At 68.4% G+C, this 18,655-nt stretch carries 12 protein-coding genes and 1 pseudogene; 5 read left to right on the forward strand and 8 right to left on the reverse strand.

The features are described 5' to 3' along the window. Positions 1 to 66: 66 nt before the first annotated feature. The gene (locus LCL61_RS28295) at positions 67 to 4,323 is read right to left on the reverse strand and encodes a DNA/RNA non-specific endonuclease (protein WP_340682551.1); all 4,257 of its coding nucleotides are present in this window, start codon (positions 4,321 to 4,323) and stop codon (positions 67 to 69) included. 154 nt (positions 4,324 to 4,477) lie between these two features. After that, positions 4,478 to 5,557 carry a hypothetical protein gene (locus LCL61_RS28300; protein ID WP_340682552.1) on the reverse strand — a complete coding sequence of 360 codons (1,080 nt, stop codon included), beginning with the start codon at positions 5,555 to 5,557 and terminating at the stop codon, positions 4,478 to 4,480. A gap of 337 nt (positions 5,558 to 5,894) precedes the next feature. Between LCL61_RS28300 and LCL61_RS28305 the strand changes: the two genes are divergently transcribed. Then, positions 5,895 to 8,957: an RICIN domain-containing protein gene (locus LCL61_RS28305; protein ID WP_340682553.1), complete on the forward strand. Its 3,063-nt coding sequence runs from the start codon at positions 5,895 to 5,897 to the stop codon at positions 8,955 to 8,957. A 172-nt stretch (positions 8,958 to 9,129) separates the two neighbouring features. After that, a complete protein-coding gene (locus LCL61_RS28310; protein ID WP_340682554.1) occupies positions 9,130 to 10,233 on the forward strand; it encodes a DUF6348 family protein in 1,104 nt (367 codons plus the stop codon). Between the two features lie 242 nt (positions 10,234 to 10,475). Here LCL61_RS28310 and LCL61_RS42695 read toward each other — a convergent pair. The 6 genes and pseudogenes from LCL61_RS42695 to LCL61_RS28340 form a co-directional block, all read right to left on the reverse strand. Further along, positions 10,476 to 11,114, reverse strand: a pseudogene (locus tag LCL61_RS42695) (IS30 family transposase); the annotation flags it as partial. Positions 11,115 to 11,390: 276 nt separating this feature from the next. Next, positions 11,391 to 12,005, reverse strand: a complete 615-nt coding sequence (locus tag LCL61_RS28320; RefSeq protein WP_340682555.1) for a hypothetical protein — start codon at positions 12,003 to 12,005, stop codon at positions 11,391 to 11,393. 446 nt (positions 12,006 to 12,451) lie between these two features. Continuing rightward, positions 12,452 to 13,066 carry an SMI1/KNR4 family protein gene (locus LCL61_RS28325; RefSeq protein WP_340682556.1) on the reverse strand — a complete coding sequence of 205 codons (615 nt, stop codon included), beginning with the start codon at positions 13,064 to 13,066 and terminating at the stop codon, positions 12,452 to 12,454. Positions 13,067 to 13,326: 260 nt separating this feature from the next. After that, positions 13,327 to 14,136, reverse strand: a complete 810-nt coding sequence (locus LCL61_RS28330; RefSeq protein WP_340682557.1) for a hypothetical protein — start codon at positions 14,134 to 14,136, stop codon at positions 13,327 to 13,329. A 13-nt stretch (positions 14,137 to 14,149) separates the two neighbouring features. Further along, on the reverse strand, positions 14,150 to 15,031 hold the full coding sequence (locus LCL61_RS28335; protein WP_340682558.1) for a phosphotransferase enzyme family protein: 882 nt from the start codon (positions 15,029 to 15,031) through the stop codon (positions 14,150 to 14,152). Beyond that, positions 15,024 to 16,286 (reverse strand): hypothetical protein, encoded by a 1,263-nt coding sequence (locus tag LCL61_RS28340; RefSeq protein WP_340682559.1) that lies wholly within the window; start codon positions 16,284 to 16,286, stop codon positions 15,024 to 15,026. The genes LCL61_RS28335 and LCL61_RS28340 overlap by 8 nt, the downstream gene beginning before the upstream one ends. Before the next feature lie 109 nt (positions 16,287 to 16,395). Between LCL61_RS28340 and LCL61_RS28345 the strand changes: the two genes are divergently transcribed. The 3 genes from LCL61_RS28345 to LCL61_RS28355 all read left to right on the forward strand — a co-directional run bounded on the left by LCL61_RS28345 (position 16,396) and on the right by LCL61_RS28355 (position 18,423). Next, positions 16,396 to 17,031, forward strand: a complete 636-nt coding sequence (locus LCL61_RS28345; protein WP_340682560.1) for a hypothetical protein — start codon at positions 16,396 to 16,398, stop codon at positions 17,029 to 17,031. A gap of 546 nt (positions 17,032 to 17,577) precedes the next feature. After that, on the forward strand, positions 17,578 to 18,087 hold the full coding sequence (locus LCL61_RS28350) for a hypothetical protein (protein ID WP_340682561.1): 510 nt from the start codon (positions 17,578 to 17,580) through the stop codon (positions 18,085 to 18,087). Positions 18,088 to 18,114: 27 nt separating this feature from the next. Beyond that, entirely contained in the window at positions 18,115 to 18,423 is a 309-nt protein-coding gene (locus LCL61_RS28355) for a hypothetical protein (RefSeq protein ID WP_340682562.1), read from the forward strand. Positions 18,424 to 18,655 lie beyond the last annotated feature (232 nt).

The following is an 18,655-nucleotide window of genomic DNA, read 5'->3' on the forward strand; positions in this document are numbered from 1 at the left end:
TCATGCCGGGCCAGCGACCTGGTCCCGACATGACTCTCTCAGCGAACTGTTCGCAGAGCGACTATTTTACTGGCACACTGCCCGCGGCGGGTTGGGGACATTCTCCACTAATGCGAGACACCGGAAGTTGCCTTTCATACCCCATGCCTTGATATACAGCCTGGCCGGCAACGCGTCTCCCGGACTGTTGTAGTAGGCGCTGACCCGATAATAGACTCTTTCGCCCTGGCGCACAGCTCGAGCGATCGGCTCTTCAATGTCCCATTGCATGACAGGCGTGTTGGCCAGCCTGTGCAGCGGTACGATGTTCTGCACATTATGCACTCCGCCGAACATCGAGGCGATGAGGTGCGACCGGTGGGTGACGTTCTCGATGTGCCCGACAGGAGTGTCCGGGTCGCCGTCCTCTCGGGGCACTACTGTAATAACGCACGCTGTTCCACCGGTGGCGCGGCTTGCGGGGACATTGTTGTAGGTGAAGTTCTGCATCCGGTCGTTGACGACCCAGCCGGCTGAGCCGTCAGGGCATTTCCTGTCGTTGTTCTCCTCGCCAGGGCCGGGTTCGGGGAGAGGTCCGGGGAAAGGGTAAGGATCCCGCCGAGGATCGTTCACCGGCGGTGCGTGCGGGTCACGCTGGGGCTTCGTCTGCACCTCGCAACCAGGCCCGGCGAGACTGTTCACGGCAGCCGGCTTGCACCTGATCAGTCGCTGGGCCAAATCCCGCAGTTCGCTGGCCAGCCGTCGCCCCGCGACCTTCAGATCCTTGAAGGTCCGGATTCCCTTGACGATCCGGACGACGGCGGATACGGCGTCAGGGATCTTGCTGAGCACGGACGCGATCTTGAGGATGGGCAGGGCGTTGATGACTGTCATGACGCAGGCGATGAAGTCACCCTCGGTGAAGCACCGTTTGGCATCGGTGAAGCCGACGATGTCGAGGATGATCTGTCCGCCCTCGGCGACGATGAAGTCAAGCAGCGGCTTGTTGGCCTCGGCGCGAGCGCGGTTGTAGTCGTCGACAGCGGCTTGCCCCTTCTCGGTTCGCAGCGCATCGGCTTCCGCCTGCGTCAGCTCAGGGATCTCACTGTCGTCGGTGATGGCCTGTTCCACCTCCGCGCGCTGCCGTGCCTCGTGCTCCAGGCGTAGTTTCTCTTGGAGTTCGGCCAGTTGCTTCTGGATGTCCGCGGAGACGGCTGCGACGTTGTTGGCTCGGGATTCTGTGTCTTTGGCGTAGTTTTCGGCTCTGCTCGCCGCTTGGTCGGCGTCGCGGGCATGCTCTGCGGCCCGGTTGGCGGCTGTACGGGCGGCGTCGGCGTCACGCTGGGCTTGTTCTGCTGCCTGCTGGGCGGCAGCAGCGTCTTGTTCGGCCCGGGTGGCGGCGGCGCTGGCCTCGTTCGCCGCGGTGGTAGCGGAGTCGGCTGCCTTACGGGCGGCGCGGGCATCGGCTTCAGCCTGGTCAGCGAGGCGTCCGGCGAGTGCGGCATCCGCGGCGGCCTGATTCGCCGCCGCTCGAGCGGCTTGCGCGTCGGCCTGGGCGCCGGCGTCGACGACGTCGGCTTCGGCTGCGGCCTTGCGCGCTGCGGCTCCGTGGATCGCAGCGTCGGCCGCGGACTGTTGCGCGGCTGCGGCGGAGCGGGCGGCGGCCGCAGCGGAACTGGCCGCGGCGGATGCGGCCTGGTAGGCGGGAGCGACGTCGGCGGCGGCGTTGCGGGCGGCGTCCGCGGCGCGCTGGGCCTGGGCGGCGGCGTCTGTGGCGGCGGCCTGGGCGGCCTCCACCTGGCTGTTGCCGACGTCCTTGGCGCGGTTGGCGACCTGGATGATGAAGTCGGCGTCGATGTCCGCACCGGTGAAGGGGCTGACGATGGTGATGGCCTGATCCGCCGGTGCCGCGATGCCCGACGCGGACTGCACCGACGCGGTCGCGGCGCGGGCGGCGATGCCGGCTTGGGTGGCGGCGGTGGCTGCCTCGACGCCAGCGGCGTTCGCTTCATCCCGGGTGCGGTGGGCCGCGTCCAGAGTGATGGCTGCTTCCACGGCGGCTTGCTGCGCGAGGTTCGCGGCGTTGCGCGCGTTCTCCGCCGCGCGGGCCTCGGCCGCGGTCGCTTCCTCGGCGGAGGCGCGGGCGCGCAGTGCTTCGGCATGAACGGCGGCGGCTTCTCGTTCAGCGCGGGTGGCGGCCTCGTTGGCTCGGGCCGCTGCGGCCTGGGCCTCGTTCGCGGCGGCGCGGGCCTTCTCGGCGGCGACTTCGGCTTCGCGGGCGGCCGCACGTGCCTCGGCGGCGGCGGCCTGCGCAGCGTCGGCGTGGGCGCGGGCCCGTCCGGCGGCGGCGTCGGCTTCGATCGCGGCCCCGCGGGCCCGGCCCGCTGCCGCTTGAGCGTCGTCGGCGTGGCCACGGGCGGTCAGTGCGGCGTCCTTGGCCTTGTTGGCGTCGGCTCGCGCCGCGTGAGCCGCGGCCCATGCCTTGTCTTTGTCCGCCTGTACGACCTCGGTGGATTGCTGCATCCGCTGCGCCAGGTTTTCCAGGGCGGTGGCCTTCTTGTCCGTGGTGTCCGCGGACTGGGCGATCGCCGCGGCCTCGTCCCGTGCCCGGAACGCGTTGGCTTCCTCGCTGCGGGCGCTGGTGTTGGCGTCCGAGGCGATCTTCTCCTGGGCGCGGGCGTCTCGGGCGGCGTCAGCGGCGATCTGTTCCTGGGCTTGGGCGTCTCCGCGTTTCCCTGCCGCGATCCGCTGCTGGGCCTCGGCGTCCAGGCGTTTCTGGTGAGCGGTGGCGGCGTCGCGCTGGGCGGCGTCGCGGTGCTGGGCGGCCTGGAGTTGTTTGGCTTCGGCTTCCTGCCGTTTCGCGGCGGCCTGCTGGCGCCAATGCTCGGCCTCTTGTCGTTTCGCGGCGGCGACGTCGCGTTCGCGTTCGGCGTCCACACGGGCTTGTTTGACGTTCGCGGCGTGAACGCGGGCGTTGCGAAGCGCGGTTTCGGCGTCGACCCGCGCCTGGCGTGCCAGCTCGGCGGCCTCGGCTGCCGCGGTGGCCTGGTCTTTGGCGGCCTGTGCGAGCTGGGCGGCCGCGGCGGCGTGGGATTCGGCGTTGAGCCGCCACTGCCGGGCGTTCTCCTGGTGTGCTTTGGCCTTCTCGGCGGCGTCGGTGGCCGCCGCGTCGGCGGAGATCGCGTCGACGGCGTGGGCGGCGGTCTCGGCGGCGCGTTTCGCCGCGTCCGCGGCGGCGGCCATGCCTTCCACGACCTTCGCCCACTGCGCGCCGTGCGGCATCCCGTTCTGCAGCAGGATGTCGACCTGGGTCTTCGCACCCGCGGACGCCGCCTGCGCGGCCCGGGCGTCGGTGACGGCGCGGCCGACCTCGCGGGCGACGTCGCCTTTCGCGCGCTGGTACAGCTCCGGGTGGTAGGTGTGCCCGGCCTGATCCGAGGCGAGCAACCGGGCGGTCTCGCGGGAGATGTTCGCCGCGGAGGTCATGTCGTTCGCGGTGCGCTCCAGGGCTTTGACCCCGTCGGCGTGCGCGGCGAGCAGGTTGGTCCGGGCGCGCATCGCCCGCGCGGTCCGCTGCGCCAGATCCGATGCCGCGACCGCGTCCTTGCGTTTCTGTTCCAGCTCGGCCAGATACCGCTCCCGCGCGTCGGCGTCGCGCTGAGCCGCGGCCAGGTATCCCGTCTTGAGGAATTCCGCGATCGCGGCGTCCCCGGCGGCGAGCGCTGCCTTCGCCGCCGCGGACACCTCGGGAGTTCCGCGGTCGGCGGCGACCTGGACGTGCATCCGCCGCCGGTTCTTCAGTTCCGTGTCATAGGCGCCCTCACGGCGGTCCTGTTCGGCGGCGATGTCGCGGCCGAAGGCCAGGAAGTCGGCCCGGTCGTAGGCGTTGCCGGCCAGCGCGCGGGCCACAGCGGCGTTGAACACGGGGCCGCCGGTACCGGCGAGCGGTTCGATCACAGCACGGTTGAAGGCGTCGGCGTCGGCTTTGCGTTTCCTCGCCGCCGCCTTGGCGTCCTGCTGGCCGTGGTCGAAGAACGCCGGGATTGCGGTCGCGTCGCCGGCTTCAGCCTTGCGCAGGGTGTCCCGCGCGGCGGCCCGGACCTCCTCGTCCTCGTCGAACGCGGCGATGTCGGCCAGCAAGTCCAGCTGCAGCTGCCGCAGGACCGCTTCCTGCTCCGGATCGCCTTCCGGCCCGGACGCCGGCGGCGTTGGCTCGCTGGCCGCGGCGGGGCTGGCGGGCGGCTGCCACTCGCTATGACGGGCGCCTGGCGCGGAGAGGGCGGCGACCGAGCTGCCCGGTCCTGCTCCCCCGGCCACCAGGGCGGCGGCCAGGGTCACCACCACGGTTCGCCGGCACCACCGGCTGGTCAGGATTCCTTGTCTCGCGCGGCGCATCCGTCTCGGCATTCGCACAACACACCCCACCCTCGAAGAACGATCTGTGTCAGAAACACCTGGCTCACGGTCGGGTCGTGGCCAGGCGGAACGCACCTGCCGGTCAGGGGCGGGTGGTCATCCGGTCATAGCCCTGCTGAGCCTGGTCGCGGGCTCCTGCCCACCGTCCGGCCTCGTCGCCGGCGAACGTCGTTTCCGTCGTCCAGCCGCCGCGCTGTTTCTCTGCGCCCGTCACGATCGCCGCCCAGACCGGGTCGGTTTCCGCGGCCGCTCGGTCTTTCACCGTCTGCCAGTACCGGGCCTGCTCGAGACAGAGCCGCCGTTCGGTCTCCCACGCCTGCCGTGCTTCCTCGGCCTTCTCCCGCGTGGTGGCCCAGGCCCGGGCGGCGACCAGACGGGCCTGCTCCGCCGCGGCCTCCCCAGCGTTGCGGGCCTCGAGCTCGGCCGCCTCGGCGTCAGCCACCAGCCGCGGGATCACCGCGTGATACTGGACCCCCGCGTCCTGCGTGCGGAGCCGGAAGATCTCCACATCCAGCGCCGCCGCCGCCATCCACCCGGTGGCGAAGAACTCCCGCACATCGGTGTCCGTGCTTCCCGGGCGCAGAGCATGCTGCGCGGCCAGCCGGACCTGCTCACCAGGATCGGAGACGCTCAGCAGGCGGACGAAGTCCCGCTCCTCCGCAGCGATCACCTGCCGATGCTGCTCATCGGACTCCCGGGCGGCGGTGTCGAGCGCTTTCGCTTCAGCGAAACCGATCCGCACGAAACGATCCCGGTCAGCGTCACTGCCCTGGGAGGCCTGTTTCGCGGCGGCGTGAACCCTCGGCGAGTACTCGACGGTATATGTCGCCAGCACACGCTGGACGAAATCGCGATTTCTGGCCGAATTCTGCTGGGCACGCTCCCGCGCTTCCCGGAATCCGGATAACACGAATCGCTGCAGTGCGGATTCCCCTTCGTCTGACCATATTGCCTGCCACGCCGAGGCTCGAACTAGCGTCTCCCCGTGATAGAGAGCGATCTGGCGCACCATCGGATACCACGGCGACTGTTCGATCCCCGCCACGCCGTGCCCCGCCGAACCCCTGACGACGGCAGAAGCGTTGCCGGGTAAGGAAAGTGTGATCGCCAATCCGATCGCGAGCGCCCTGCAGACGGCAGCAACCTTCACCACGATTTCCACTCCCCCCAGTAGCCGCGCGATCACGCAGCCGGGAAACTATGGCACATCCTCGCAAGCACTCCCCATCACAACGTGACGGCGATCACAGCAATTTGCCTCCGTTGATCACGGCTGCGTTTCGGTTGCCCAGGCCTATTGACGGCAATTTGTCATGGGCGCTAGTTGTCGTCAGGCTCGCGTTTCTCTCGCCGCCCTGAAGGGGCGGTTTCCGCTGAGCGGTAATACACCATTTGATTCAATCATCATGCCATCAAGAGGGGGATTAGTTGTGAGACGTTCCGGTAGATCGACAGCGGCATCGCGCCTGCCGCGACAACATCCAGGACGGTCGGCCGCGGTGTTCACCGCAGCCGTCATGGCGTTCAGCATGCTCGCCGCCGCACCAGCCACCGCCGCACCTGACGTCAGCCCCAGCACACCTGCGGCCCCAAGCCCCGCCACACCACCGGCCGCGACGCCTCCGGCTCCGATGCCCCTGACCGTCGGCGCGCTGCCCGGGGCTCCCCAGAAACCGGCTCGGCAAGCACCAAAGGCCACCCTGGCGCAGTCCACCGATGCCGAAAAGGCCAAAGCAGCCGCCATTCTCGGCATCGTCGCCGGCCCGGAACTGCTGATCCTCACCGACCGCAACTTCACCGCCGCCATGTACTACGCGGCCGACGACCTGGACAAGCAGAAGCCGCTCGAGCCCGAGCACCGGAAGGTCAAGGACGCCGCCGTCGCCGCTCTCGGCGAGAGCGACGACGCCTGCACCACGTTCATCAAGTCCGGCATGGCCGCGGCCAACGTCCAGGATCAGGCGATCGTGGCCGAGCGCCGCGCCCGGCAGGAAGAGGAACGTACCGCCAAAGCCAAAGCCGCCGCCCTGCTCGGCATCCCGGCCGACAACACCGTCCTGGGGAAGTCGGTCTATGAGTTCATCGTCTACCTCGACCTCCACGCCGACAACCACAAGGACACCGCGGTCAAGGAGGCAGCCCGGGCCGCGCTGAGCGGCACCGCCGAAGCACAGTGGACCTTCCTCACCGTCGGAGTCTTCGACGAGCACAGCAAGGACGTCGACCGGCTGATCAGGGAGGACGAGGCCAAATCCGAAGCGGAGAAAGCGGCCGAGCGCGCACGAGAGGCCAAGGCCAACGCCGCCTGGCACGCCCTCGGCATCCGCGGCGACACCGCCCTGGTCAACCTCAGCGACCAAGACTTCGTCATCGAGATCTGGAGCCGCGCACCACGCGACACCGAAGTCCACGGAGCCGCCGAAGCCGCCGTCCGCAGCCGCAACCCCGCCGACTGGAAAGCCTTCATCGACCACGGCGCCAAAGACGCCCACCTACGCGACATCGACAACGCACTCCGCAAACGCGACGAGGAATACGTCCGCCAGATCACCGAGATCCGCACCCGCGCAGAGAAGAGCCGACTTCACCCCGCGCTCGTCACCGCCGCCGACACCGCGCTGGGCGGATCGCCGGTTGACCGAGAACGCTTCCTGCGCGTCGGCCAAGACCAGAACCTATCCCAGTCCCTGAGAACCTTCTCTACAGTATCGAATAACGCTTACCTCACCGACTCCAACGGCCGCGCAACGCTCACCCTGTGGCAACCGGGTAACCACCCCGAACAGGCGTGGAAGATCGAACCCGGGCTCTCCGACCCCACCTGCTTCTCGCTACAGTCGACCGCCCGTCCCAACAACTACCTCCGCTGGGACAAGAACAAAAGAGGAGGCGGCAGCCCGCAAGAGGCCTATGTGACCGTCTCTCCCACCGATGGCACACCCGCGTTCAAAGACGAGGCCACATGGTGCCTCCATCCCCTCATGATCCTGTTCAGCCCCAAGGGAAACGACAGGCTCTACCTCTACCCGGAGGGTAAGAGCTATGCCGGCACCGGATGGGAAGTGGACACCCCAGTGCCGCCGTCACCGTTCGACCTGACCTACCGCCGCGACAACTACGCCCGCGAGCGTCTCGGGCGAGCAATCGCAGACCCGGTACTGGATACCAACAACCTCGGCTACCGTGAGCACGAACACGGGCGTATCTACTACACCCGCTATACCCGCCCCGTGGCCAGCATCACCTACAGTACAGGAGTCGTCTACAACGGCCCCATCCTCGACAAGTTCCTCGCACTCGGGGGCCCGAACGTCCTCGGCGGCAGTATCCACTCGCACACCGCCGCTGCCGACGGCCAAATACTTCGTCTTTCCTACGCTTTTGGAAGCGCGGAGTCTCTCTTTATCGCCTGGAGCCCGGCCACTGGCGCCCACGAAGTCCACGGCGGGATCGGCGTCACCTGGAGCCAAACCGGTGACGTGACCGGACCGCTGGGCTACCCCACCACCGACGAGACCGGCTTCGGCAACGGCACCGGCTACTACAACCGGTTCACCGGCGGATCCGTCTACTGGATGCCCAATATCGGCGGCATCACCATCACAGGCGACTTCCACGCCCGGCACAAGGCCCTCGGCTACGAAACCGGGCCACTGGGGCACCCGATCGAAAGCGAACGTCAGGCCCAGCTCGCCGAGGCGAGTGTCCCGAGCGTCGAGCGTCAGCGGTTCTCCACCGGCGCGCTCTACCGCTCCCAGACCAACGGGGTCATGGCCGTCCACGGCGAGATCTACAAGAAGTACGCCGAACTCGGCTACGAATCCGGTTTCCTCGGGCAGCCGACATCCGACACCCTCACCGCCTCCGACGGGGTCGGCAAGTACGTCAACTTCAGCAACGGCACCGCCATCTACTGGCACCCCGCCACCGGCGCCCACGCCATCTACGGCAATATCCGCGCCCGCTGGAATGCCCTCGGCGCCGAGAAGTCCTACCTCGGCTACCCCACCACCGACGAACTCCCCCTGCCCAAGGGCCGCCGCAACGTCTTCCAGAACGGACGGATCGACTGGAGCAATGAGAGCGGCAGCACCATCGACTACAAGACCGTCACCATGACACCCGGTTCGATCGAGCTCAAGAACGCCAACGGCGGACGGTGCATCCAGGTCGCCGGCGTCGGCCAGGACGCACTGCGCGACAGCGCCGGCACCGAACTCTGGGATTGCGTCGCCGGCGCCAAGCAGGTCTGGAAACTCACCCCGCTCGGCGACAACAAGTACAACCTCAAGAACCAGAACTCCGGCAAATGCCTCGACCTTGCCCCCAATTACAACAACGGAACCTCGATCACCCAATACACCTGCCACAACGGTGTCAACCAGCAATGGGAATTCACCACCGCCGCCAACGGCACCCTCGCCCTCCGCAGCGTCTACTCCGCCAAAGTCGCCGAAGCCCTCGGTAACGGCACCGCCAACGCGACACCCGTAGGCCAGTGGGCCGACCTTGGCAACCCCAACCAACGCTGGACCAGCATCCAGATCAACACCACCCCATAACCCCACCAGGGTGCTGGCTTCACGACTGTGGAGCCAGCACCCGCCTCCCCTGCCGATGCCGAACGGCAGTCGAGCCACGTCCCCGGCTGGCGCTGATCAGACACGCCACGATGCTGCTCCAGCCGGTACGGGTTCCGCGTGACGACCGTTGCTTCTCCTCTAGACTTCCGCGGTGATCGCATCATGGGGGCTCGATGCCGCGCTCGAGGTCGGGATCGCCGCGTTCTGCGCGGGCGACGAGCCGCCGAGCGACGACCTGTTCTGGGAACGGCTGACCGGCGCGGGAGTCGAGCCGTGGCTGGCCGAGCGGCTGCTGGTCTTCCTGCCGATGGTCTACGTCCGGCGGTTGCTGCCGGACGTCACGTATCCGGACGCCGTGCGCGACTCCCGCGGAAAGGTCCTCCTCGCGCAGGAGCCGGTTTTCGTGGCGGCGTTCGATCGCGCCCAGTACGCGACCCGCACGGAATTCGAGCGGATCGCGTTCCGCAGCAGCACGTTCGCCGTGATCAACGAGGCACTGAACGCCGGATCGCAGCTCACGGACCTGGAACTCGCCGAACCTGTACTGTTCAAGGACCTCGAACCGGCCGTCGAGGGCGACGGCGGCGTGCCTTCACCGCAAGCGACGTTCGAAGCTTTCCTCCGCGAACACGGCATCCCCCTGGGCGAAGACACTCGTGTCGAGACAAAACTCGTCGTGCACCCCGCCCCGGAAGGCGTGGTGATGACGCAGGTCGACTTCGCCGTGTCGCATCCAGCGCTGGCTGAGCCGTGGCTCGTCGAGAGCTTCGCCGGGCACGGCACCACGTGGCGTGAGGCGATCGGCCGCGCGGTGTACATGTTCAGCCTCGGGGCGTTGCATCCCCTCATCGACGGATTGCTGCTACCTGGCGCCGCGGCCGATCAGGTCCAGCGCGAGCGGTACGACCATCCGGACGGGGCGTTCGAGCTGGTACTGGGCGCGCAGATCAACATGTTCGCCGAGACCGTGCCGTCCGTCGAGCCGCTGCTCGATCGGCTGCTGGAAGCGCTGCGCGCGGACAAGCTCAGCCGTAAGGTGCACGGGCTCCGGCTGTTCGTCGCGCACAACGACAGCGCGCTCCTGACCAACGAAGTCCTCCTGGACAGCCGACCGTGGTCCGGCGGCGAGGCGGTGGTGGCGGAACAGCCGGCGCTGCTCGCCGACGGACGGGTCGCGACGCGGCTGTTCGGGCTCCTCGTGCCCCTCGACGCCGGCGGATTCGAGCGATCGTCGCAACAGTGTCGATCTCTATGATGCCATCGCGGCCTGGAAGACCTCGAGCGGTGTTCGCCAGTCGAGTCGCTTGCGTGGGCGAGTACTGAGCCGGTGCTCGATGGCGGCCAGGTCGGCCGGCGTGTGGATCGAGAGATCGCTGCGTTAGGGCAAATACTGACGAGCGAGACCGTTCGTGTTCTCGTTTGTCCCGCGCTGCCACGGTTTGCCGGGTGAGCGAAGAACACGCCCTGGCGGAACAGGGTGGCGATATCGCCGTGGTGCGCGAGCTCGGATCCCTGGTCCCAGGTCAGGGTGAGCCGGAGGTCTGGGAGCAGGCCGCCGAAGGCGGCGATGAGGGCGTCGCGCACGGTCGCGGCGCTGTGATCGCCGGGCAGGTGCACCAGCTTGAGGTAGCGGCTGGTGCGGTCGACCAGGGTAGCGACCGCCGACTTGTTGCCGCGTCCGACGATCAGGTCGCCTTCCCAATCACCGATCCGGGTGCGTGTGCAGACGACCGGTGGCCGGTGGTCGATCAGCTGGGCTGGCGTGACGAACCGACTTCGTCGCTCGTCGGGGCAGTTCATGACGACCTCGCAATCGCAGTAGCCGCCGAGTTCGGCAAGCCCCGCGGCGACTGGACTCCAGTCGAGATCGTGGCCCTCTGTCCAGGACCGGGCATGGCGCAACGTGTGGTCGCAGCCCTCCGAGAGCACGAGCCCATCCACGAAATCGACGGGTGCCGCGAGCTGCTCACGACGAATCGGCAGCGCCGCTGCGCGCCTCTCCTGGTCGGCCCACTTGTACTGGTCACGAAGCTGCCGGCGCCTGGCATTGTCGGGCGGAACTGTCACCCTGCGATGATCACGCGAAACATCCGCCACGGCGACGCCAACCTCGAAGCGTCCGAATACGCTCGCCACACCTTGGTGCGATCAACCAATACGCCCCAATGCGCCCATCCGGACGCCTGACGCAGGTCGACGGAGATGCGGCGGTGGCGAACGGCGCGCCCGCAACGTGACATCGGCCAGGCTGCCAAGTGAACGACTGCACTGCGACCGCCGCTGAATTGCAGAACCCCCGGCCGGACCCGGAATCCGTCCCACCCTGCACGACCGCTTTCGGTGACGCGCAACCCTTCATAGAAAACCGCGCTTTCGTCGAATCGATTACGACTGCAATCGGCTGCGTGCTGGCTATTCGTTCGGTTGCTGCCAGGCGAGTTGGACGAGGTCCCTCTGCCTCTGGCGGTCGATCAGCCAGCCCCTGCTGGGTGGCAGCACCTGAGGGCGCATGCCACCCAGCAGCGGGCCCTCGTCCCGGTCGCCGGACATCAACAAGCCGGGTGTGCCAACCTCGCGCAGCCTGCTGAGGAACGGCTCGAACAGTCCGCGCCCGGCCCCGCCGGTGCGCCTCGCCAGCACCACGTGCAGGCCGATGTCCGAGCCGTAGACGACCAGCGGTAGCAACGGCATCAGCGGGTGTGCCTTGTGGGTGGCGATCATGTCGTAGTCGTCCACCAGCACAAAGATCACCGGCCCCTGCCACCAGCTCCTGGCTCGGAGCTGCTTGAGTGTGACGTCCGGCCCGGGCAGCCTCTTGAGTAGCGCCTCGGCCGCCTCGGCGAGCAGGCCGCAACTGTGCTTGTCGCTGGTGCCGTAGCCGAGCAGGTATTCGTCGACTTCGCCGAGCAGTCCCCGGCGGTAGTCGACCGCTATGATCCGGGCCTCTTCGGGCCAGTAGGCGTGCTGGATCCGCTTGACCAGCACGCGCAGGAACGCCGTCTTGCCGCTCTGGGCATCGGCGAACAAGAGGAAATGTGGGTCGGCCGCGAAGCCTTTCTACCCTCGTTGAACACCTTCTCTCGGGCCGGTTCCCGGATGAGCCGGTTCAGGTGGCTGACTGACAGCCCACGATATCGACGTGTCTGCGCGAGAACTCAAGGCTCGGGCTGATGCCCGAGGCGTCACCGACCATTGCCAATCCGGCCAGTATGGAGAAGGTTGATCCACTGGGAGCGCGCGCGGTGATCGTCGTAGAGCTGGCCGCCGGCCAAACGATAGTGCGGGCTGCCGAGCAGGTTCCGTAGTGACATTGTGCGAGTTCTCTGTTTCGCGTTGCCGGTCATAGCAGGTGCGGCATGCCGGGGATCGGGGTGAGGGTGGCAAAGGCCCGCAGGTGGCCAGCGGCGGTCAGTCACCTGCGGGAGATCTTGCGGTAACTGACCGCCGCGCTGCTGCCCGCGGGACACGTTCTCCTACGGCCATCGGAGCATCCCCTCGTCGTTGACCGTAGGGTGCTTTTCGCCGTAGGGAAGTTCGATTCGACTGGCGTAGGCGTCCAGTCTTTCGGCGATCTCGGTAAGCATCTCGGTCACGCTTCCCCAGTGGGTCGCGCTGAAGCCGTCGCCGGGCGCCATCGTCATGATCACGCCGTGGTCGGCGCCGGCACGCAAATCCACGCACAGTGTGCCGCCGGTGATATCTCGGCAGATGGGCACAAGCGCAGTGCAGAACGGGCCTCCGTCAGCACCCGCCTGGTTCTGGTGCACCTGGCCTGGGCCGCAGCACGTCGGGTCTGTTGCTGCAGACTCCGACATCCGCCGGTATTCCTCGTGGACTCGCCGTACCGCGAGGGGAACGTACGCTGGTGGCACCAGGTCACTGGCCCGTTGGTCGTAACGATCGACGATGCCGTCCATGAGCGCCCACCAACTTACGAGGTCGGCTGGGAGAACGAGTCCGATGCGGCGCTGAAGCTCGCGGACATCCTCTGCAGGGCCTGGAGGACGGATCTCGCGGGCGGTGGCTGGCGCGTGTTCCCGCAGCAGGTTCATGATCTGCCGCCACAGCAGGTTCACCCGTGATGTCACGAAGCCCTACCTTCTCAGCGTGGTGCCTCGGCGTTCGGCGCAGGTGAGATGTGTCCGGAATGCTGAGCGTGCACTCCCATGGCCATGAATCCATGCTGCCAGGTTCCTACGACGTGTACCGAACCCGGAAGTGGTCCAGGTCGTACGGATTCAGGACCGCTGTTTCCACAGCGGAATTAGGTGATCCTCGTCGAGGTTCCGGTGCTGGTACGGATTCCGCACTTTCGTGGCACACGATGAGGTCGGCTGCGTTGACCGGGTCAGGCTTGCGGCTGGATACGCACTGCGGCAAGGGTTTTGTCGTCGTGGCGTTTCGCGCGCGGCAGCGTCCGCCCGCCGGGATCGGCGTCGCCTTCCCAGGTGTGGCAGCGGGTCAGGATGTCGTGCAGATCTGCCGCGGTCATCGCGCTGATGGCGGGCCAGTCGGTGATTCCCAGGTGTTCCATGGGTGTGTAGGCGCCGTCTGTCGCCACGATCGCCCATGGTATCTCGTCGACGGGGATGGTGGCGCGGATGGCCTGATAGGCCGCGGCCGGGTCGGTTTCCGCGATCCAGTAGCCGCCGGGCCGGTTGCGGCGGGCCGCTTGCCGGCGCTGGAGTGTGACCAGCAGTCCGCGGTGGGTGTCGTCGAATCCCGTGCCGGCGGCGAGGCGCTGCTTGTACTGCCGGCGTTCGGGAATGTCGAGGTGGTCGAGCCGGGGATCGGTGATCGTGCGGCCGGGCGCGATCACGAGGTTGTCGCCGAGCATGAGCACGTCGACGTGGTCGTCGCGGTGGCGCAGGGTAGTCACTGTGCTGGATGGGGATCTACCGGCGGTCAGGCCCAGCTGGATCGTGGTGGCGGTGATCGCGTCGGCGAGGGCGTCGGCCAGGTCGATGTCGGGATCGTCATCGAGGCGGTCGCGAAGGTGCCCGCCGAGGCTGTGGGCGTAGGTGGACGGATTGACCGGGACGGGTGCGTGGGCGCTGGCGCCGTCGAGCACGATGACGGCGTCGCGGGTGGTGAAGACCTTGTCGTCGCTGTCGTGGATTGGCGGGATTTGGGCGACGCTGACGTGGACGGCGTTCATCGTTGCTGTCGGGTCATGCGGCGCGCCAGGAGGAGTTGTCTCGTCGGCGCAGGGACGTGATCCGGATGTCGAGTTCCTTCACAGCGGTGGCGTCGCCGTGTTGGGCGCGGCGGATGAAGGAGCCGAGGGTGTGCAGATCCCGGAGACCGGTGAGGATGGGAAGGCCGGACCAGTCGCGGGGGTCGTAGCCGTAGGCGGTGGTGAAGGCGTCGAGTTCGGCGGTGCTGCGCCCGAATCGGATGCCGCCCTGCAGGGTGGGTGCGAGGTCGAGTTCGCGGGGGCCGAAGGCGGGTTCGTCCCAGTCGCCGAGCAGAGCGGTGTTTCCGTCCCAGAGGGTGTTGCCGGGGTAGGCGTCGCCGTGCAGCATGCCGGTGCCGAGGGGGAAGTCGAGTTCGGCGTACTCGGCGAGCAGACGGTGACGTTCGGCCACCAGCCACGTTCTGTCGTCGTCAGGCAGGGTGGCCGAGGAGGTCACGAGGTCGGCGAAGTGCTGTAGCGGCGCGGCCGCGGGCAGGTCGATGGGCGGTGCGGGAAGGTCGTGCAGCTGCCGGAGCAGTGCTCCGAGGTGCCGGGCGCTGGGAAGGCCTCGCTGGGTTTGGTCGTAGTGCTTCCAGAAGGTGACGACGAAGGCGCCGGCGTCGATCGGTTGGCTGACCTCGACTGGTTGGGTGCAGGGGAAGTCGTGGGCGCGGAGCCAGCGGGTGAGGTGGATGGCGCGCTCCGCACGGTGGCGGGTGGCGCGCGGGGCGACCTTGGCGATGACGTCCGGGCCCGCGGTGGTGGGGATGCGGTAGACGGTGGTGGCGTGCCGCCGCAGCAGGGCCGCGTCACCGGGGGCGAGGCCCGCTTCGCGGCACGCGTGGACCAGGGCGGCGGTGTCCGGGAGATCAGGCACGAGCTGATGGTAGTGCTCGTGGCGCCTGCCGGGCCGTGGTCAGGTAGCCGGTGAGGCGGTCGGTGAGCTCGGCGGCATCACGGTGACGGCGTCCGGCGAGGGTAAGCGCGTCCGCGCGCAGCAGCCCGATGGTGGTGTCGATCTGCCGGATCCGGAGCTGGTCGTCCAACGTGAGGACGGGCTCGGCGGCGGCGAGAGCGCCGGTGACGTCGCCCTGGCCGAGCCGGGCGCGGGTCACGTCCAGCCGGGCGAGTGCCTCGTCGCCGTAGGAGCGGTCTTCCAGGGGGCCGGTTTCGTAGCCGTTGATCGCGGTCATGGAGTGGCGTTCGGCCAGCTCGTAGTCGCCGAGCAGCGTCAGGGCGCCGCCCTGGTAGTAGGTCAGCTTTGTCACCGGGAAACTGAGTAGCCCACCGAAGTCGACGACCTCGTCACGGGTTGCGGGTGTCGGGTCCAGGTCGCCGAGCCGGGCGAGCGCGTCGCGCGCGGCCGGGGCGTCCCCGGCGCGCGCGGCCGACCTGGCGACGATCGCCAGCAGCCGCTGGCGCGATTCCGTGCTGACCGGGTACTGGAGTCCTTCTCGTGCCCGTGCGGCGGCTTCCCCGGGTCGCGAGGACCATTCGAGCATCAGTGCCGCGGAGCCCAGTGTCCAGGCTCGCAGCGCGTCGCTGCCCGCGACGTTCGCGAAGGTGCTCGCCGATCGCAGCTGCTGCAGCGCCGCTTTGGGGTCGCCGGCGTTCTGGCTGGCGTGCGCGAGCAGCAGGCACAGCACTCCGGACAGGACAGTCGCTTCCTGCGCGCTGCGTGGGCGGTGTGCGGTCTGGGTGATGGCCGCCAGGGCTTTCTGGGCGTCACGGAGGTCGTCGACCACGGTGGACAGTGGCGTGTGGACATAGGCGACGGCGATCCTGCACAGCTCGTCGCGCAGGTAGCGCAGCTGTTCGTCGCTGGAGGCCAGCTGGGCGGCCTCGTCGGCCATCGCCATCGACAGCTTCGCGCCGTCCCGGATCTGCCCGCCGAGGTCGAGCCGCTCGGAGTCGCCGGCCGGGTCGTCGGCACCGGCTCCCACCGTGGCCCAGAACCGGTTCCTCACCTCCCCAGGGGCCTGGTTCAAGGCCACGGTCAGCAACTCCTGAGCTTCCCTGCCCGGTGTGACCGACGATCCGGGCGCGCTCCAATGGTTGACGGTGCTGGGGCTCAGCCCGAGATGCTCGGCAAAAGTAGCCAGGTTCAGGTTCAGCGCCGATTTCAGAGCCATCGCCGATTGCGCCGTCCACCGGAAATCCACTATCTACGCCCTCCCTATCCCGCTCCACTGTGCCGTCCGGAACCGTGAACTGCAATAGCGCTGCAATGCGAATTGCAGCGTGCTGCAACTGGCTGCAACACCACGGGGTTCCGAGGAAGACGCGGGCGAGGCACGCTCGAAGCACGGCAGCGACACCCCGTTACCCACCACTTATCCGCACAGCACCAACGGATCCCGGCCGCCTCCGGCGACGGATCCGGAAATAGACGACGACACGAGGAACACCGTGACCTCCGACAGCACTGACACCTCCCTCATCGTGGCCATCATTCACCAGGACGACGTCCTGCAATGCACTCTTACACCGCCTTTCCAGGAACCGGAATGGCAATTGCCCTCGATCCCCCACGTACCCCAAGGTTCGATCGAGCACGCCGCCACGTGGCTTCTGTCGGACTGGGGTTTCCCCCGGACCCCGGTGCATCATCTCGGCGCCACCAGCCAGACCGCGCACGGCGTGATGCAGGCCGGGACGCTGGTGATGGCCACCGTCGCCACCCGCACCGACCTGCGCATGCGGGCCCCGGACGTCCGCGGAGTGCGGTGGCGTCATCTGCGCGACAGCTCCCCGGGCTCGCGAAGCGCCGTCGACCGCGTCCTCGACACCCTTCCCCTCGCCTCCGAGGAACGACCGGCCGCTCCCGCCACCACAGCACAACCATCCCTCTGTTCACCGCCGGAAACCAGCGGGTGAGATCCGGCTCGCCCACGGCACCGCGGGCGACCTCCCGACCCCAGCAGTCACCACGACCAGGTGCTCCGCGCCGCGCGCGCCGTGACCAGCTCGCTCCCCGGACGGCCCCCGACGCCGGGCAGCGCAGGCGGCCGCCGCTGTCCGGCGCGTTCCCGCCCCGGCGCGGAGCACCCACCCCACCCCATGCCATGTCCATGACCTTTGAGGAGCTGAACCCAGTGTCACACCAGACCGCTGGCCCGCCCGCCAACACCATGCTCGTCGTCGAGCGCGGTGTGTCCTTCGCTGTCGGAGGTCATTGCTGCGACACCTGGACCTGGCAACAGGCCGGCTACCAATGTGACCACGGGTTCGTCATGTGGCGCTCTCAGGTCCTCGAGGCCCGCCACGCCGCATCCGGCCAGGACGATCCCCGATGATCACGACACAGCTGTCCCGGACCGCGCCCCTCACGGACCGGGACCCGGCCCCTCTGGCCCACCGCCCGGTCATCGAACCTGACGTCCCGCACCGTCTCCTCCGGCTCGGCCGCTAGGCCACCGTGCCATGCACCCGCATCCCGCCCACTGCGGCGACTGCGACCGCGACCAGCACACCTGGGGACCGGCAGCCACCGAACCGGAACGTGACGTCACCGCCTGGACCGTGCGCCTGACCCGACGACACTGCGTCTGCCGCTGTCACTGCGGGAAAGGCGAAACCACCGTCGCCGCCCGCGCCCGCCACCCTGACCCGCCCACCGCCTACCTGCCGCTGGCCGGATCGCTGGACCCCGACCGAGAGCAGCTGGTGATGCTCGCCCCCACGGTTCCCCGGCACAGACTGCCCGCGGCAGCACTGCTCGCCGCGGACCTGCGCCCCTACCGCACACCACCGCTGCCGCTCGCACGGCGCGTGCTGTCCTTCGCCGAAGCACAGCACGCCCGCCGCCCTCTCCCCATACCCGACCAGGCCGTCATGGCACGCGTTCTGAAAAAGCTGCGGCAACTGCCAACGACCGGCGCCAAACACCCACCACCGACCAGACCCGAACCAGACCCGGAACCACCGTCGTGAGCAGCCACACGAACCCGAGGAGCAGCCGTGAACTACGTACTGGCACAGGCCTTCGCCGATGGCGTTACCGAACGCCTCCGCGACTTCGACAACGTCGCCCTCCAAGGCGATATCGACGACCTGGAACAACTCGCCCGATCCGGGATTCCGCTCCTGACCGGTGCACTGCGCGTGCTGCTCGACCAGCACCTGGTCGACAGCCACGGCGACTGCGCGGCGTGCCCTCGTCCGCTGTGGCGCCGCCGGACCCGGTGCCGGCTCCCACGTGATCTCCGCATCCTGCTCACCGACCTGCACACCCTCGACCTGCCCGGCGGCCGCCACGCGCTCCGCTGACCACAACACCCGCCATGGCACAGTCCGGCTTCAGCAACACCGCCTGTCTCCGCCCGGTCACGGTCCATCGCACCGCGAGCTGCGCAGGACCAGCTCGCGGTGCGCGGATCGCCCTCCCGATCCGGGCACAGCTGCCGACGTCATCGACGCTGGCGTCGCTCAGGTCCGTGAAATGCCGTGCGATCTCCCAGACGCTGCGCTGGCCAGCCGTTGTCCGGCCGATGGCGTCTTG

This window comes from Amycolatopsis coloradensis, assembly GCF_037997115.1.
GTDB classification, from domain to species: domain Bacteria; phylum Actinomycetota; class Actinomycetes; order Mycobacteriales; family Pseudonocardiaceae; genus Amycolatopsis; species Amycolatopsis coloradensis_A.

Bases quoted from the DNA above. Each gene is read 5' to 3' on its own strand.
- LCL61_RS28350 (WP_340682561.1), top strand. From the start codon at position 17,578: ATGCACCCGCATCCCGCCCACTGCGGCGACTGCGACCGCGACCAGCAC.
- LCL61_RS28340 (WP_340682559.1), bottom strand. From the start codon at position 16,286: ATGGCTCTGAAATCGGCGCTGAACCTGAACCTGGCTACTTTTGCCGAG.
- LCL61_RS28330 (WP_340682557.1), bottom strand. From the start codon at position 14,136: ATGAACGCCGTCCACGTCAGCGTCGCCCAAATCCCGCCAATCCACGAC.